General features: G+C 61.1%; 13 protein-coding genes and 1 pseudogene. 10 read left to right on the top strand and 4 right to left on the bottom strand.

Annotated features, from left to right (window positions below; translation table 11 throughout):
• Positions 1–23 precede the first annotated feature (23 nt).
• Together PMI03_RS14020 and PMI03_RS14025 are read right to left on the bottom strand one after the other, a co-directional pair.
• Positions 24–731: a DUF1045 domain-containing protein gene (locus PMI03_RS14020; protein WP_007694275.1), complete on the bottom strand. Its 708-nt coding sequence runs from the start codon at positions 729–731 to the stop codon at positions 24–26.
• A 106-nt stretch (positions 732–837) separates the two neighbouring features.
• Positions 838–2,022, bottom strand: coding sequence for an FAD-binding oxidoreductase (locus PMI03_RS14025; protein WP_007694277.1), 1,185 nt, complete (start codon positions 2,020–2,022; stop codon positions 838–840).
• On the opposite strand from PMI03_RS14025, the gene mnmD reads away from it, so the two are divergent.
• Positions 2,021–2,755, top strand: coding sequence for a tRNA (5-methylaminomethyl-2-thiouridine)(34)-methyltransferase MnmD (mnmD, locus tag PMI03_RS14030; RefSeq protein ID WP_039974003.1), 735 nt, complete (start codon positions 2,021–2,023; stop codon positions 2,753–2,755). The two genes, PMI03_RS14025 and mnmD, sit on opposite strands and share 2 nt — an antisense overlap.
• Here the strand turns inward: mnmD and PMI03_RS14035 are convergent.
• Positions 2,752–6,012: a response regulator gene (locus PMI03_RS14035; protein ID WP_007694282.1), complete on the bottom strand. Its 3,261-nt coding sequence runs from the start codon at positions 6,010–6,012 to the stop codon at positions 2,752–2,754. The genes mnmD and PMI03_RS14035 overlap by 4 nt on opposite strands.
• 215 nt (positions 6,013–6,227) lie before the next feature.
• Here PMI03_RS14035 and PMI03_RS14040 point away from each other — a divergent pair, with 215 nt between their 5' ends.
• The 4 genes from PMI03_RS14040 to PMI03_RS14055 all read left to right on the top strand — a co-directional run bounded on the left by PMI03_RS14040 (position 6,228) and on the right by PMI03_RS14055 (position 11,397).
• Positions 6,228–7,814 (top strand): trimethylamine methyltransferase family protein, encoded by a 1,587-nt coding sequence (locus tag PMI03_RS14040; RefSeq protein WP_007694284.1) that lies wholly within the window; start codon positions 6,228–6,230, stop codon positions 7,812–7,814.
• A 144-nt stretch (positions 7,815–7,958) separates the two neighbouring features.
• Positions 7,959–8,282: a hypothetical protein gene (locus tag PMI03_RS14045; protein WP_007694286.1), complete on the top strand. Its 324-nt coding sequence runs from the start codon at positions 7,959–7,961 to the stop codon at positions 8,280–8,282.
• Between the two features lie 309 nt (positions 8,283–8,591).
• Positions 8,592–10,256, top strand: coding sequence for a DEAD/DEAH box helicase (locus tag PMI03_RS14050; RefSeq protein ID WP_081500810.1), 1,665 nt, complete (start codon positions 8,592–8,594; stop codon positions 10,254–10,256).
• Between the two features lie 262 nt (positions 10,257–10,518).
• On the top strand, positions 10,519–11,397 hold the full coding sequence (locus PMI03_RS14055; protein WP_052034276.1) for a DMT family transporter: 879 nt from the start codon (positions 10,519–10,521) through the stop codon (positions 11,395–11,397).
• A gap of 27 nt (positions 11,398–11,424) precedes the next feature.
• Here the strand turns inward: PMI03_RS14055 and PMI03_RS14060 are convergent, their stop codons facing one another.
• Entirely contained in the window at positions 11,425–12,318 is an 894-nt protein-coding gene (locus tag PMI03_RS14060; RefSeq protein WP_007694292.1) for a DMT family transporter, read from the bottom strand.
• A 401-nt stretch (positions 12,319–12,719) separates the two neighbouring features.
• Between PMI03_RS14060 and PMI03_RS14065 the strand changes: the two genes are divergently transcribed.
• The 5 genes and pseudogenes from PMI03_RS14065 to PMI03_RS14085 form a co-directional block, all read left to right on the top strand.
• Positions 12,720–14,129, top strand: coding sequence for a circularly permuted type 2 ATP-grasp protein (locus PMI03_RS14065; protein WP_039974008.1), 1,410 nt, complete (start codon positions 12,720–12,722; stop codon positions 14,127–14,129).
• Between the two features lie 7 nt (positions 14,130–14,136).
• Positions 14,137–15,078 carry an alpha-E domain-containing protein gene (locus PMI03_RS14070; RefSeq protein ID WP_007694294.1) on the top strand — a complete coding sequence of 314 codons (942 nt, stop codon included), beginning with the start codon at positions 14,137–14,139 and terminating at the stop codon, positions 15,076–15,078.
• A gap of 12 nt (positions 15,079–15,090) precedes the next feature.
• Positions 15,091–15,909, top strand: coding sequence for a transglutaminase family protein (locus PMI03_RS14075; protein WP_007694295.1), 819 nt, complete (start codon positions 15,091–15,093; stop codon positions 15,907–15,909).
• 191 nt (positions 15,910–16,100) lie between these two features.
• Entirely contained in the window at positions 16,101–16,286 is a 186-nt protein-coding gene (locus tag PMI03_RS14080) for a hypothetical protein (protein WP_007694298.1), read from the top strand.
• Positions 16,287–16,661: 375 nt separating this feature from the next.
• Positions 16,662–17,060: pseudogene (locus PMI03_RS14085) on the top strand (ABC transporter ATP-binding protein); the annotation flags it as partial.

The following is a 17,060-nucleotide window of genomic DNA, read 5'->3' on the forward strand; positions in this document are numbered from 1 at the left end:
ACTTTCCTTTCAGGAATAAATCCCTAGGCGATTTTGCGGGCGCTGATCTTGCCCATCGGATGCAGGGAGTGCACGCGGAACGGCCCGCCCATGCCCTCTTCCATCATCAGCGCGATGTTCGACACCGGCACAGGCTCGGCAAGTACCGGCTCGAAGACATCACGCAAGACCTGCTCCATGCGCGCGGTATCAGTGGGATTGACCGTGCCCGTCAGCATCATATGGAAGCGGAATTCGTCCATGACATGGGGATGGCCCCAGCGGTGCAGATTGGCGAATTGCGTGGCTGACAAGCCGTCCGGGTCGCTGCGTTCAATTTCAGCCTCGGTCAGCGGCGCACGATAGTGATCGAAGGCCTGGATCACCGATGCGGCAAGGAAATGCATTTTCTGGCAGGGGACCGAAGGCACCAGGCCAAAAGCGCTGCCAAGGCGCGCGACTTCCAGCCGCGGAATCTCGAAGGGCGTAAGCGTGCCGGAGAAGCGCATGAGATCGCGCAACAGCCCAGCCTCGGACGTATCCTCCGCCAGTCGAAACGGCGCCTTTAATGTGCCGTTGAAGCCATAGCGGCGCGGCACGGCGGTATGGAAGGCGATTTCGTGAATACCGAGCCCGCGCGTGGCGGGCGGATCGACCATCTCGCCGGAATAGACATTGCGGCCGAGCCAGTTTGCGGCCACCAGCGTCAGCGGATCGCTCGCGGACGGCGTGAAGCAAATGGCGTAGCGCATAAAATCTCCTCCGGAGGGCGATAAACCGGCTGGTCCAACCGGTTGCCGATGGGCAAGGAGATAGGTGATTTGCGTGACAGATTGACGACCTGAACGCAGCTTACGTTCACGTTTTATGTGATGCAGCTACAATATGGTTCGAAAGCGCAAAACCCTGCGGCAGCTTGAAAGAACACGGAATCTCCGCCGCCTCCAAAACCGCCGCCTCGGCCAGACGATGGGCCAGGCCGAAGCTGACCTTGAAACCGCCGGTCAGCGCGATCAGGCGCGGATGATCCGGATGTGCTCCCACCATCGGGTCCCTGTCGATCGCCTTCGGCCGCAAGCCGGCCCAGCGCTCGACCACCTCGGCGTCGGCAAGAACCGGCGCCATCGCGCGGGCAGCGGCGAGCAGAGCGTCCAGCTGGCTGTCCGTCGATGTCGGATCGTCAAAACGGTTCTCGCTGGTGCTTCCGACCGCTACCAGCCCGCCTTCGTGCGAAACGATATAGAGCCCATCGCGAAAGATCACCGGCAGGCTTGCGTCGACATCCGCCTTCAGCAAGGCCGCCTGGCCCTTGACCGGTTGGCCGAGAGGAGAATGGCGGCCGGGCGTCAAGCCGTCGAGTATCGGAAAGGAGCTGTGGCCGGCGGAAAGAATGCAGCGGCCGAAATGAATGGCACCCTCGCGGGTCGTTGCAATACCTCTGTCCGGATCGATACCGTCGACGCCCAATCCCTGGACAAGTCGAACATGTTTCGCCTTACCGAGAAATGCGGCCAGAACCTTCAGCAAAGCGCGGGGCGCGACGCGGGCGGCGAGCGTGTCGAAAACAAACCCGCTTTCGCCGGCAGCGGCATCGATCCAGCCGTCGACAGGCGTGGCGTCCAGCACCTGCCAATGGAACTGCCGATCACCGTGACGCCAATGTGTCTCTGCGTCCTGCGAATGACCAAGCGCGATCTTGCGCAGATGCGGCTTCGGTAGGGGAATAAGTCGTCCCGAACGGCGATATCCGGCGGAAAGCCCGGTTGTGGCTTCAAGCGCCGCAATATCACTCTCCAGAGCCACCAGCGCATCGAATTGAAATTGCTTCTTCTCGGACCACTTGTCGGGCATATGCGGCATCAGCGCACCAAGCAGGCCGCCGCTTGCTCCGCTTCCCAGCCGGGCGCTATCGACAAGCAGCGTCTCTATGCCGAGCCGCTCCGCATGCACCGCCGCCCACAGGCCCATGATGCCGCCGCCGACGATCAGAAGTTCGACGGATGATTGACCGGCAGGCCCCGGAGGATTATCGGCTTTTCCCATGACAGATCCAGTTTCCGATCGGACGCAAGCGACCGAGACCACTGCAGTGAGCCGAGAGCTCGAATGGCGCGACGGCGATATGCCCTATTCGACCGCCTTTGGCGACCATTTTTATTGCCAGACCGACGGCCGGCTGGAATGCGGCCACGTCTTCCTCGATGGCAATGGCCTGCCCGCGCGCTGGAACGGGCAGCAGAATTTCCTGATCGGCGAGCTCGGTTTCGGCACCGGCCTGAATTTCTGCGAGACCTGGCGGCAATGGAAGCAACACGGCGAGCCGAACTCGCAACTGCATTTCATGTCCTTCGAACTCTATCCGATGCGCGCCGAGGAGATCGACCGTGCGCTCGCACGCTGGCCGGAGATCGATGCCGAGCGTCAGGCGCTTGTCGCCGCCTGGCCAGAAGAGCCACGCGGCACCGTCACGCTTACCCTTGACGCCTGCACACGCCTCAGCGTCGTCTGTGGCCCGGCAATGGACGGTGTGAGCCAGGCAAAAGCAAGCTTCGACGCGTGGTATCTCGACGGCTTCGCGCCGTCGCGAAACGCCGACATGTGGTCGCCGGAACTGATGCAGCTTCTTTATGAGAAGAGCGCCCCAGGCGGCACCTTCGCCACCTATGCCGCAGCCGGCTTCGTGCGCCGCAACCTGCAAACGGCAGGTTTTGCGGTCGAGCGGCGCAAGGGCTTTGCCGGCAAGCGCGAAATGCTCTGCGGGATCAAACAGGCTTAGCTGCGGGAGCGCTCGGTCTGAAGCGCTTCGTCGCCGAGCCAGCGGCGGACCTTCGCTTCAAGAAGCTCAGGGCTGATAGGCTTCGACATGTAATCATCCATGCCCGCTTCCAGGCACATGTCGCGGTCGACATCGAGCGCATGGGCGGTGACGCCGACGATCGGTACATGGCACCCCAGCCCGGCTTCCGCCTCCAGCTGCCTGATCGTGCGCGTCGCCTGATGGCCGTTCATGACCGGCATCGAGACATCCATCATGATCAGTGACGGCCGCAGCTTGAGCCAGGCATCCACGGCCTCCTGGCCATTCTGAACCACGAGGAAGCGCAGGCCCGTGACCTGCAGGATCTGTGTGAAGACGATCTGGTTGACCTCATTGTCCTCGGCCACGAGGACATCGATGGCGCTTACGGGTCTTGCCGATACGTCCTGCTCGACGGCTTGGATAGCGGCTTCCGCTTCGGCCTCTATCGGCAATTGCGCGGCGACCGCGGTCGCATAACCGGTCATCCGTTGCCGGCGCGCCATGCGTACGACATCGATGATGGTACCGCGCAGCACATTGGCACGAACCGGCTTCATCAGATGTGCCTGACCGTTCAATGCCGCGAATTCCTTGTCGCTGCCGACCACATCCATGGATGTCAGGAAGATCAGGGACAGAGCTTCGAAGCGAACATCCGCGCGGATGGTGCGCGCTACCTCGTCGCCATTCATGTCCGGCATATGGTAATCAAGGATCACGGCATCGACCGGCGCGCCCATCTCGGAAGCAGCATGGAGAATGGCAAGCCCTGTCTTGCCGTCTTCAGCGGCATAGCCGTCAAAGCCCCACTGCTGCAGCTGCTCTTCCAAGATCCGCCGGTTGATCTCGTTGTCGTCGATGACAAGAATGCGCGCACCCTTGACATTGACCGGCACCGTGCGCGGTTCGCTGCGCGCGGCTACCGGCGGCATCGGCAGATGTACGGTGAAGGTCGAACCCTTGCCCCATTCGCTATCGACTTCGAGATAGCCGCCGAAGAGATCGACCAGCCCGGCGGTGATCGCAAGCCCGAGACCCGTGCCTTCGTGGCGCCGCGTCGAGGAGGCGTCGACCTGCGAAAACTTCTCGAAAATGGAATCGAGCTTCTCCTTGGAAATGCCAAGGCCGGTATCCTCGACGCGAAGCGTCAGCATGACCTCGCCATTGTCGATCGGCTGACTATCCACCTCGACCAGCACATGGCCGCGCTCGGTGAACTTGATCGCATTGCCAAGCAGGTTGGTCACGATCTGGCGGAAGCGGCCTGCATCCCCCAGCACCATGGCCGGCACCTCGGGCGTGGCGCGCACCAGAAGCTCGATGTCCTTTTCCGCCGCCGGCGACGACAGGAGCGTCGCGACATCTTCCACCGCTTCGGCCGGATCGAAGGCCGCCTTGCGCAGGCGCATCTGGCCGGCGTCGATCTTGGAGAAATCGAGGATATCGTTGATGATCGTCAGAAGCGCATTACCCGACTTGACGATGATGTCGATGAAGGTCTTCTGCCGGGCGTCTAGATCGGTCTTGGCCAGCAATTCCGCCATGCCGAGAACGCCGTTCATCGGCGTGCGGATTTCATGGCTCATATTGGCGAGAAATTCGGATTTGGCCCGGTCGGCAGCTTCGCTGCGGGCCAGCAGCAGCTGTAGTTCCGCTTCGCGCTTTTTCATCTCGGTGACGTCGGTCAGCACCACGGTCCAGCGGCGACTCTCGCTCACCGCCGCTTCGAGCTGTATCCAGCGCTCACCCGCCACCCGGAAGATCATCGAAACCGGCTTGTCCGCCGCCATGTTTTCGCGCCAGGCAAACCGCAAGGCCTCCGGATCGGCACCGAAATCGCCGCGGGCAGCACAATGATCGAAGGCGGCGGACCAGTGCTTGCCAACCGCCAGACAATCCGCGGGAACGAGCAGCATGTCCGTCAGCGCGTCGTTCGCCAGCATAATGATGCCGTCCTGCAAGATCAGCAGTCCTTGCGACATGGCATGCGTCGCGTCCGTCATCAGATCGCCAAGACGTTCCAGCGCAAGATGCGCTTCACTGATCTCTCGCTCCTGTTGGCGCACGGAGGAGATGTCGGCATAGGTGACAAGCGTGCGGCCGTTTGAAATGCGGCGCGAATCCATAATGACCGATTTGCCGTCGGCATAGCTCATCTCGGTCTGGAGATTTGGCCCGGCGTTGTGGGAGGCCTCCATCCGGGCTTGGTAGATATCGTCGATATCGCCGGCATCGGCGCCGTAACGGCCAAGCTCGAAATGCTTGACGATGAGATCGCGAACAGGCCTGCCCTCGAAGCGCTCGTCCTTCGAGAAATCCCAGATGTCGTAAAAGGCATCATTGGTATATTCGACGTTGCAATCGCTATCATGGATCATCACGCCGATCGGCATGGAGCGGAGGATGCTCCCGAGATCCTGATGCAACGCCTCGGCGCGCGCCTGCGCCTCGATCAACTGCGTCTCGCGCAGCTTCAACACGGAAATATCGTTCATGGAGCCGACGACATAGCGCTTGCCGTCCGAGGTGACGACACGGTTGATGCGCGTCATGATCGGATGCGTCACATGCTGCCGATCGACCACCTGCCCCTCGAAGGCGAGCCCACGCCCCTCATTCAGCACTTGCTCGTTTTCGGCGAAATAATCATCGGCGCCGGTTTCGAACATCTCGTGCTCGGTCTTGCCGAGTACATCGGCGCGGCTGAGCCCGGTAATCGCCGCGTAGGCCTCGTTGGAATAGATCAGCCGATGGCTCGCATCGCGCACGAAGGAGGCAACCGGCAGATCCTCGAGAATGGTGCGATAAAGCCCGGTTTCGTCGACGCTTTCACCCTGAATGCCGACGTCACGCGTCTCGGAGGAGGAAACCGAAGGCACGGCCGGCGCATCGAGAAATATGCCGAAGACATAAAGCCGGTCCTCGGACGGCGAGAAGCTTTCGATCTGCACCCGCGACCGGACATGGCCGGCCGGATCGAAGCACAGCGCCGTCTCCTCGGAACCGAACACCAGCGAGCGGCGCTCCTTGTCCTCGCGGTCGACTTCCTCGCCACTGTCGAAGAGATCGCGGCTGCGATTGCCAATGAAATCGGAGATATCGCGCCGGAAAAACCGCGCATAGGCCTGGTTGACGGCGACATAGCGCAGATCGCTGTTCTTGACATAAGCCGGCTGATCCAGATCGGCGATCCGGCGGCAGGCCAATTCCAGCAGTTCACCGTCCGAGTTCAACAGCGCCCCTCTTCTCACCGCTCACGATAGTTTACTGAACCAAGGCTGTATCACAAAGCGCTTTAACAAGCCGTTAACCATATTTTCAGCCCACCGAACGTCGCGTTCAGGCCACTGAATATCCCAAAACGGTCACTCTCTGGTCGCAAACGACGGCAGCATCCAGCGTCGAACTCTGCCAAGAATCACGTTGGGATAATGGTGGAGAAAGAGCGATGAGCGACGATGCAACAACGGCCTTGCGCGAGACCGATACAGCAGCGGTGCCGGCCGAGCGCCGCCGCCGGACCGGTGGCCGCGGCGCTGAACGCAGCCGCAAACCGAGCGGTTCGAAGTACCTCAACCTCGTCAACAATCTCGCGCGCACCGAACTTCTGTCGCCCGAAACGCTGGACGACATTCACGAGGCGTCGCTGACCATTCTCGAAGAGATCGGCATGGACATCATCCTGCCGGAAGCGCGCGAGCGCATGAAGGCGGCGGGTGCAGACGTCACGCCCGGCACCGAGCGCGTCCGCTTCGATCGCGGCATGATCATGGAACTGATCGCCTCCGTCCCCTCGACTTTCACGCTGCATGCCCGTAATCCGCTCAGAAACGTAGAGATCGGCGGCAAGAACCTCGTCTTCGCTCAGGTCGCCTCCGCACCTTTCGTCGCCGATCGCGAGGGTGGCAGGCGGGCCGGTAACCGGGAGGATTTCCGTAAGCTGATCAAGCTTGCCCAATCCTACGACGTCATCCACACGACGGGCGGCTATCCCGTCGAGCCCATCGATATCCACGCCTCGGTGCGCCATCTCGACTGCCTCTCCGACATCGTTAAGCTGACCGACAAGGCGTTTCACTGCTATTCCCTCGGCAAGCAGCGTAATCTCGACGGCATCGAGATCGCCCGCATCGGCCGCGGTATCAGCATGGAACAGATGGAGCGCGAACCATCGCTCTTCACCATCATCAACTCCTCCTCCCCGCTGCGCCTCGACGGGCCAATGCTGCAGGGCATCATCGAAATGTCGTCGCGCGGCCAGGTCGTGGTCATCACGCCCTTCACGCTGGCGGGCGCCATGGCGCCGGTGACCATTGCCGGCGCGCTGGTGCAGCAGAATGCCGAAGCGCTCTGCGGCATCGCCTTCAGCCAGATGGTGCGCAAGGGAGCGCCGGTCATGTATGGCGGCTTCACCTCGAACGTCGACATGAAGACAGGCGCGCCGGCCTTCGGCACACCGGAATATATGAAGGCGGTGATCGCCGGCGGCCAGCTCGCCCGCCGTTACGGCATCCCCTACCGTACTTCCAACACCAACGCCTCCAACACGCTGGACGCACAGGCAGCCTACGAGTCGGCGCTGTCGCTCTGGGCGCTGACCCAGGGCGGCGGCAATTTCGTGCTGCACGCCGCCGGCTGGAGCGAGGGCGGGCTGACCGCCTGCTTCGAGAAATTCATCCTCGATGTCGACATGCTGCAGATGGTCGCCGAGTTCCTGACCCCTCTGGATGTCAGCCAGGATGCACTGGCGCTCGACGCCGTGCGCGATGTCGGCCCCGGCGGCCACTATTTCGGCACGGCCCATACGCTCGCCCGCTATGAGACCGCCTTCTATTCGCCCATTCTTTCCGACTGGCGGAACTACGAGACCTGGACGGAAGCCGGCCGTCCCACGACCTATGATCACGCCAACCGCATCTTCAAGGAAACCCTTGCCCGTTACGAGCGTCCACCGCTTGATTCGGCAATCGAAGAGGAGCTCGATGCCTTTGTGGCAAGACGCAAGGAGGAAGGCGGCGTGCCGACTGATTTCTAGAGTAAAATCAATACACTCCATGCGTTCAGCATGAACAAAATTTAATGTGACGCGCGCCCGTTTAGCCGCGACTTCGCCTCGTTTCCCGCCCAATTTCGACCTCGGCTTCGGCTGGGAGGCCTTTTGTTTGGGAAAGGAATTTCAATGTCTGTGCTTCGCACTGTAACCACGGCGGGCCTCATCGCGCTGACACTCGGCAGCGCCGCCGCCGTCACCACCACAACTGCCGCCGCTTCCGAGCGCGGCGCAATCTTCGGCGGCCTCGCTGCCGGCCTTGTCGGCGGCGCCCTCGTGGCGGAGGCCGCCCGTCCGGTTTACCCGGCTTATCCGACCTATTACCGCGCCTATCCGGCCTACTACAATGGTCCGGTTTATGAGCGGGTCTACGAGCGTCCATACCATGGCTGCTATTGGTCATGGCGCCATGACCGCTGGGGCCAGCCGTTTCGTGTAGAGGTCTGCCGTTAAGGCCGATCTATCCACTCGCGAACCTGTTGACGCCGCCGGACCTCCGGCGGCGTTTTTATTGCGCCTGCGAACAAGCTTTCGGCCGTACCCCTTGACTTTAGCCGCGAATAGGACCAAATGCGCTTCAGCTTTCACCTTCCGGCCGCCGCGTGAGCGTGCCCTGCGGGACTTTATGTACGCAAGAGAAGGACAAAAGCGCTTTTGAAATGAGACCGCACCCAAGGCGGTCAGATGCGCTGGAAAGCTTTTTCCAACTTACAAGTTCCCACTTCACGCGGGGTTCTTGACGCCAGAGACAGACCGGACCGCATGGTGCGACCCGGCCTATTTGCTTTGGCGCCCCCGAAAGGTATTGAATTGACCGATTTTCACTCGCTTGGTCTCTCCAAGCAGATCGTCGATACGCTGTCGCAGAACAACTTCGCGACGCCGACGCCGATCCAGGCACAAGCTATCCCGCTTGTCCTGCAGGGCCGCGACCTCATCGGCCTCGCCCAGACCGGCACCGGCAAGACCGCCGCTTTCGGCCTGCCGATCATCGAAATGCTGTTGAAGGACGCCAAGCGTCCCGATAACCGCACCGTCCGTACGCTGATCCTCGCCCCCACCCGCGAACTGGTGAATCAGATCGCCGACAACCTCAAGCTCTTCGTCCGCAAGACGGCGCTGAGGATCAACGTCGTCGTCGGTGGCGCCTCGATCAACAAGCAGCAGCTGCAGCTCGAGCGCGGCACCGACATTCTCGTCGCCACCCCCGGCCGTCTGCTCGACCTCATCAGCCGCCGCGCCCTGTCGCTCGGCCAGGTCAGCTACCTCGTCCTCGACGAAGCCGACCAGATGCTCGACCTCGGCTTCATCCACGATCTGCGCAAGATCTCCAAGATGGTCCCGGCCAAGCGCCAGACCATGCTGTTCTCGGCCACCATGCCGAAGACGATCGCCGATCTCGCTGCCGAATATTTGACCAACCCGGTCAAGGTCGAAGTGTCGCCTCCGGGCAAGGCCGCCGACAAGGTGGAACAGTATGTCCACTTCGTTTCCGGCCAGAACCACAAGACCGAGATCCTGAAGGAAAGCATTTCCGCCAATCCGGATGGCCGCGCCATGGTCTTCCTGCGCACCAAGCACGGCGCCGAGAAGCTGATGAAGCATCTCGAACACGTCGGCTTTGCAGCCGCCTCGATCCACGGCAACAAGAGCCAGGGTCAGCGCGAGCGCGCCCTGAAGGGCTTCCGTGACGGCGAAGTCCGCGTTCTCGTCGCCACCGACGTCGCCGCTCGCGGCATCGACATCCCCGGCGTTACGCATGTCTACAACTACGACCTGCCGGAAGTGCCGGACGCCTACGTCCACCGCATCGGCCGTACCGCACGCGCCGGCCGCGATGGCATCGCCATCGCGTTCTGCGCTCCCGACGAAGCCCGCCTGCTACGCGACATCGAGCGCCTGATGGGCATCGAAATTGCCGTTGCCAGCGGCGAAGCTCCGGCCGATCGTGGCCGTCCGGCTCGCGGCAACAACCGCGCAGGCGGTCGTGGTGGTCAGGGCCAGGGTCGTGGCGGCGCAGGTCAGGGACGTGCCGAAGGCCGCCCCGCTCGTCCGGCCCGTCGTCCTCATCGCGAAGGTGAAGCCGGCGAAGCCCGCGCCCATAACGGCGAGCGCCAGGAACGTCGTCCGCAGCGCGAGAACAATCGCAATGCCGACTTCCGCGGCCAGCGCCGCGACGAGCGCGCCCCGCGTCCGGAAGTGGACAACGATCTCGCATCGACGTCCGATTTCCGCCCGGCCAAGAAGCCGCAGCACAATGGCGCGGCAAACGAAGCCGGCGCCCATCGCGGTCCCCGCCACGCTCACGGCCGTCCCACGGGTCGCCATGAAGACCGTGGCCAGAACGCTCAGGGCGAACAGCGCAAGGACGGCGGCATGAAGCGCCGCGGCCCCGGCAATGGCGGCCAGCGCCGCGAACGCGCTTGATCAAATCTTGATTGAACGAGAAAGGGGGTCGATCGGCCCCCTTTTTTATTGCCGTTTGAAACCGCAAAATTCCGACATCTGACAGTCACGGCAACAATTTCGAAGCGCTAGAGATTTCTCGAAAATCTCATCCCGATCGACGGGGAACATTTGAACGGTTATTCCGCCTAAATCCGGCTGCGCGCGGGTACACTGCCAACACATTCGCAAAACTCCCAATATTTGGAGCGAGGCATTGCGCACGGCAGCATTGACACGGTCGATGTCGGCAAGCGACTGGGGGCAACTCTTGCTTCTCGGCGGGCTTTGGGGCGGCTCGTTCTTCTTTGCCCGTATCGCCGTGGTCGACATTCCGCCCTTGGCACTCGTCCTCTACCGTGTATCGATCGCAGCGCTTGTACTGCACCTGTGGCTGTGGTTGCGCGGCATTTCCTTCGCGCCCGCCTTGGCAAGACCGGGCTCATTCCTGTGCCTCGCCTTGCTCAACAATGTCATTCCGTTCTCGCTGATCTTCACCGGACAAACGAAAATCGGCGCGGGCCTCGCCTCCGTGCTCTACGCGACGACGCCGCTCTGGACGATCCTGGTGGCAAACCTGCTGACGGCAGATGAGAAGCTCTCAACGGCCAAACTCATCGGTGTCGGGCTCGGGATTGCGGGAGCGGCGATCATGATCGGGCCGGGTCTTTTATTCCAAACCGGCGGCCCGACATGGGCCAAGCTGGCGGTAATCGGGGCGGCGATTTCCTATGCCTTTGCCGTGGTCTACGCCAAGCGCTTCAGGGAGATCACACCATCCGTCGTTGCAACCGGCCAGCTCACCGCGTCCACCATCCTGATGGCACCGATCGTCTTCGTTCTCTACCGACCCGAAAGCATCGTCACGTCGAACATTTCCATCTGGATGGCTGTCGGTTTTCTCGCAGTTTTCACGACGGCATTCGCCTTCATTCTCTACTTCAACATCATCGCCTCGGCGGGAGCGACAAACGCATCCCTCGTCACGCTGCTGGTGCCCGCCAGCGCAATCATCCTGGGTGCTGCCTTTCTTGGCGAAAGGCTTGAGCTTTACGAATTCGCCGGCTTGGCTCTGATCGTTTCCAGCCTGCTCATCATGGATGGCAGGCTTTTCCGCCGATGAGGATGAAAACAGCCCTCGCCGGGTGCCCTATTCCGGCACCACATCCGCCGTGCGCCAGTTGGTCAGATAGACGCCCATCACCACGACCAACGTGCCGATGATGATCGGCAGGGTCAGCGGCTCGCCGAAGGCAATCGCCGCTTCTATGGCGACGGCGGGCGGCATCAGATAGATCAGCGAGGCCGCACGCGACACCTGTCCTCGCCGGATAAGATAGAGCAGCAGGCCGACCGCACCCATCGACAGGCCAAAGACCGACCAGATGACGGCAAGGATCGCCTCATGCGTTCCGTCAAAATGCAGATCCTCGAACATCAGCGCCAGCGGCACGGTGACGATCAGCGCGCCGACATATTGCAGCGTCGCGATCGTCCGGAGATCGCCGGTCTGCAAGTGACGCTTCTGGTAGAGTGTGCCGTAGGTCACCGACACCATCGCCAACAGATTGACAGCGAGCGGGATAGCCGATTGCCAGAGATTGGCCGTATCCGACCCCAAGAGCTTCGGCGAGATCGCAATCGCAATGCCGATGAAGCCAAGCAGCAGACCAAGACGCTGCACCGGCTGCAAACGTTCGCCGACCAGATAGGGCGCGGCCATCGCCGTCATCAACGGCTGCAGGGCGGCGATGATGCCAGCAATCCCAGCCGGCACGCCCCTGGAGATCGCCCACCAGAGACAGCAGAGATAGATGCCGTGCAGAAAGATGCCGGAATAAACAGCGCGAAAGACGCTCGACCAATCGCGCGGCCATTTCGCGCCGGTAAAGGAGCAAAACAGCACAAAGGCGAGCGCCGACAGGCTGTAGCGGATCATCAGGAAGGTGAACGGCCCCGAATGCATCGTCGCATATTTCGCGACGATCCAGCCCGTGGACCATAGGAAGACGAAGATGGCCGGCGCGAATTTATCGAGGGACATGGGGCTCGGACTGACATTGATTTCGCACGCCGGAGCCGGCGTCAGAATTGAGACCGGAACGTCACGCGCCCAAGCGGGCAACCCGCTGATAGCCTAGGGCAAGCAAGGCGTCAAAATCGATCCGCTGAACACAAGGATCAATTTTCCTTCATGTCAGCTCTCGCTAGTTGGGCTCAAGGGGATTCGGCGTGCTGCTTCAGCGCGCAGATGGCGTAATAAGCAGATGCTCAAATTTTGATCGCGACTTCGAGGCAATCGTCGAACATCTTCCGTCAGGACAATTCAAAATGCCTGGAAATCCGGCATTTTTGGCAGCTTCGAAATTCGTGCACGCAAACGCGCATACTTCTTGCATTGTCAAAACTGTTGTACTCAAATGGAAAAAAATGGGGACCGCACCTTTGGCATTTGATGAAATGATTACTGCGGATGAAAGTCCGCGCACACCTTACGAAAAATATTTCGAATGGTACTCCGGCCAGGACAGAGGCCATCTTATTGCCAAATCCCGCGACGCGGAAAACATCTTCCGAAAGACGGGCATCACCTTTGCGGTCTACGGACACGCAGATTCCTCCGAAAAGCTCATCCCCTTCGACATCATTCCGCGCATCATTTCCGGTCGTGAATGGCGCAAGCTCGCCCAGGGCATCGAACAGCGGGTCATCGCGCTCAACGCCTTCCTCCACGACATCTACCACAAGCAGGAAATCATCCGCGCCGGCCGTATCCCGCGCGAGCTGATCGAGAAGAACGATGCCTTCCTGCCGGAGATGATCGGCTTCCGGCCGCCCGGCGGCGTCTATACCCACATCGTCGGCACCGACATCGTGCGGACCGGCGAGGACGAGTTCTACGTGCTGGAGGACAATGCCCGCACGCCCTCCGGTGTCAGCTACATGCTGGAAAACCGGGAAACCATGATGCAGATGTTCCCGGAGCTGTTCCACCAGAACAAGGTGCAGCGCGTCGAGGACTATCCGTTGCAGCTGCGCCAGAGCCTCGCCTCGCTCGCCCCTCCCGGCTGCACCGGCAAGCCGCGCGTCGCGGTGCTGACGCCCGGCATCTACAATTCCGCCTATTACGAACACTCTTTCCTCGCCGACATGATGGGCGTGGAGCTGGTGGAAGGCTCGGACCTCCGCGTCATCGACGGCAAGGTGAAGATGCGTACCACGCGTGGCTATGAGGCGATCGATGTGCTCTACCGCCGCGTCGACGACGATTTCCTCGACCCCCTCACCTTCCGCTCGGATTCGGCGCTTGGCGTTCCCGGCATCATGGATGTCTATCGCGCCGGCCACATCACCATCGCCAATGCCCCCGGCACCGGCATTTCCGACGACAAGGCGATCTATTCCTATATGCCGGAGATCGTCGAATTCTACACCGGCCGCAAGCCGATCCTCGAAAACGTGCCGACCTGGCGCTGTTCCGAGCCGGACAGCCTGCAATATGTGCTGGACAACCTGGCCGACCTCGTCGTCAAGGAAGTCCACGGTTCCGGCGGCTACGGTATGCTTGTGGGACCGACCGCCTCGAAAAAGGAGCGGACGGAATTCGCCGAGAAGCTGAAGAGCAGGCCGAATAATTATATCGCGCAGCCGACCCTTTCGCTGTCGACCGTGCCGATCCTCGTCAACAAGGGCATCGCGCCCCGCCACGTCGATCTGCGCCCCTATGTGCTCGTTTCAGACAAGGTGCGGATCATTCCCGGCGGCCTGACCCGCGTGGCACTGAAGGAAGGCTCGCTGGTGGTCAATTCCAGCCAGGGCGGCGGCACAAAAGATACCTGGGTTCTGGAGGACTGAAACGGACATGCTTGGAAGAACCGCGAATGGCCTCTACTGGATGTTCCGTTACATCGAGCGCGCCGAAAACATAGCCCGCCTTGTCGATGCCGGACAGCGCATGTCGCTGACGCGCAGCGGGGCGGTGGAAGACGATTGGGACGGCGTGCTGCAAAGCGCCGGTGTCCGCGAAGCCTATAACGAAGTGCACAGCAAGCTGACGGGCGCCGACGCGATCGACTATCTGATGCGCGACCGCTCCAATCCGTCGAGCGTGATGTCCTGCATCGAATATGGCCGCAACAATGCCCGCATGGTTCGCACCGCACTGACGCGCGAGACCTGGGAAGCGACCAATGAGTGCTGGATCGAGCTGAAGACATTGCTCGGCAAGCGCCTGAAGACCGCCGAACTGCCGGAGACGATCGACGTCATCAAGCGTCGCGCCGGATTGATCCGCGGTGCCTTCCACGGCTCGATGCTGCGGAACGAACTCTATAACTTCGCCCGCATCGGCACCTTCATCGAACGCGCCGACAATACCGCCAGGATCCTGGATGTTAAATATTACGTCCTGCTGCCGTCGGTCTCGCATGTCGGCTCCTCGCTCGACAACGCGCAATGGGAATCGATCCTGCGTTCGGTCTCCGCCCACCGCGCTTACAAATGGGCCTACGATCCGGAATACAAGCCGGCCAATATTGCCGACTTCCTGATCCTCAACAGCCAGATGCCGCGCTCGCTCGCCTATTGCTACGACAAGATCGTCAGCAATATCAGCTACCTGGCACTGGAATACAACAAGCGGCTGGCGGCGCACGATACCGCCGACGCCATCTGCGAGTTGCTGCAGAAGCTGACCATCAAGAACATCATGGACCAGGGTCTGCACGAATTCCTGGAGGATTTCGTTTCGCGCAACAACAAGCTCGGCGCGGAAATCTCCGACGGCTACCGGTTTTATCAGTAAGCGGATGACAATATGAGACTGACGATCAGCCACATCACGGAATACCGCTACGACGAACCGTCGCAGTTCTCGCTGCAGCGCCTGCGGCTGACGCCGCTGACCGGCATCGGCCAAACCGTCCACGACTGGAAACTCACCGTGGAAGGCGCCCGTCCGGAGGTCGAATACGAAGACCAGTTTGCCAATCGTGTCACGCTCGTCTCGCTCGACGGCGAGCAGGACGCGACCCGGATCGTCGCCACCGGCGAGATCGAAACGCAGGATCTCAACGGTGTTCTCGGCCCGCACACCGGCTTCGGCCCACTCTGGCTCTTCCTGCGGGACACGCCACGCACCAAAGCCGGCAAGCTGACGAAGGAGCTGCTGCGCGGCGTTTCCGGAGACAATGAACTCGGCCGGATGCACGCGCTGATGAGCGCCATCCACCAGACAGTGGACTACAGGCCTGGCACCAGCGACACGGAAACGACCGCCGAACAGGCACTGGAGAAGAAGAGCGGCGTCTGCCAGGACCACGCCCACATCTTCATCGCTGGCGCCCGCGCGCTGAATATCCCGGCGCGCTATGTCTCCGGCTATCTCATGATGGAAGGCAAGAACGAGCAGGCCGCGACCCATGCCTGGGCCGAAGCGCATGTTCCGGGCCTTGGCTGGGTCGGCTTCGACCCCGCCAACGACGTCTGCCCCGACGAGCGCTACGTCCGCATCGCCACCGGCCTCTGCTACCGCGACGCCGCCCCCGTCTCCGGCATGCGTGTCGGTGGACCGGGTGAAAGCCTCACGGTCAAGGTGACGGTGGCAAGCCAGGGGCAGAGCCAAAGCCAGAGCTGATAGGAGAAAATTCGGGCTGCGGGGACATCTAAGAGCTTGATCTTCATTGAGCTCCGTCTCGCAATTTTAGAAGGTGAGCCCATGCGTCAGGTCATATGCGTTGGTGTACTTCTCATCGTCGCGGTTTTGCTCAATGCGCCGATGGCCGCCAAAATGGCAGGGATGGCAATTGGGGTGAAGCGGTCGGCAGCATGCTCTTCGCGCCGATCGTCGTCTTCTATTTCGTTCATTCGCTGGTCTATTACGCAACGCGCTTTCTGCGTGGGCCGGCTGCGGTCGCGACCTATGCGACCTCAAAGCTGAATTACATCGCATTCGTGATCAGTCTGCTTGGCGTGCTCGGCGCTGTCGCACAGCGTATGACGCCGCCGGTTTAACCGAACCCCTGTCTCAAAACGCAATCGCAAAATTCGCAGTTATGCGACTGAGCCTTGCGACAGTAAGTATTCCACATATCAAAAGGGGCGGAACTTGCGTCCCACCCCTTTCCAATTCCAGACATCAATCTCAGTGGCTATCGCGATTATTCGGGATTTCCGAGCCGCGTGCGCTAACCAGAAAGTCCGGGTCGGCGCCGGTATCGGCCTGCCCAGATCGCCAACCTGGGCGCTGGCGGCTCCGAGGCGACTTGGAGTCGCCGCAAAAATCCTGACCTTTACTAAGATGTTCTAATTGAGATTGCAGCTGGAAGGTGATCCTATTCCTGCTAGCTGAGTCCTCGCCCTCCTTTCCATTTAGAGCCCGAGCGAGCCATGTCGATTTCAGATGCGATCTACCGTCCGTTCGAAAATTTGATTCGGCCACTCGATATTCCCTACCGGCCGCTACCCTCCAAAGGGCCTGTCACCGTCCTTCTGCACTTCATCTCGATGTTTCGTGGCGTGTTGATCGCCATGGCCCTTTCTTCCATGGCCGTCGAAGCCATCAATCTGACGATCGTCTGGGGGCTTTCGGTCATAGTCGATGGTGTGACGAAAATGGGAGCGGCGGCCTTCCTCCACGCAGAATGGCCACTCCTTGCTTTCCTAGGCCTTATGATCTTTCCGCTCATGCCGATCGCCTCGTTCCTGACGAACACGCTGACCTCGCATACGCTTAGCGTCGGCATGCCGGCCGCCATTCAGTGGCAGGGGCACAAGGCGGTGGAGCGG

This window comes from Rhizobium sp. AP16 (assembly GCF_000281735.1).
GTDB classification, from domain to species: Bacteria; Pseudomonadota; Alphaproteobacteria; order Rhizobiales; family Rhizobiaceae; genus Rhizobium; species Rhizobium rhizogenes.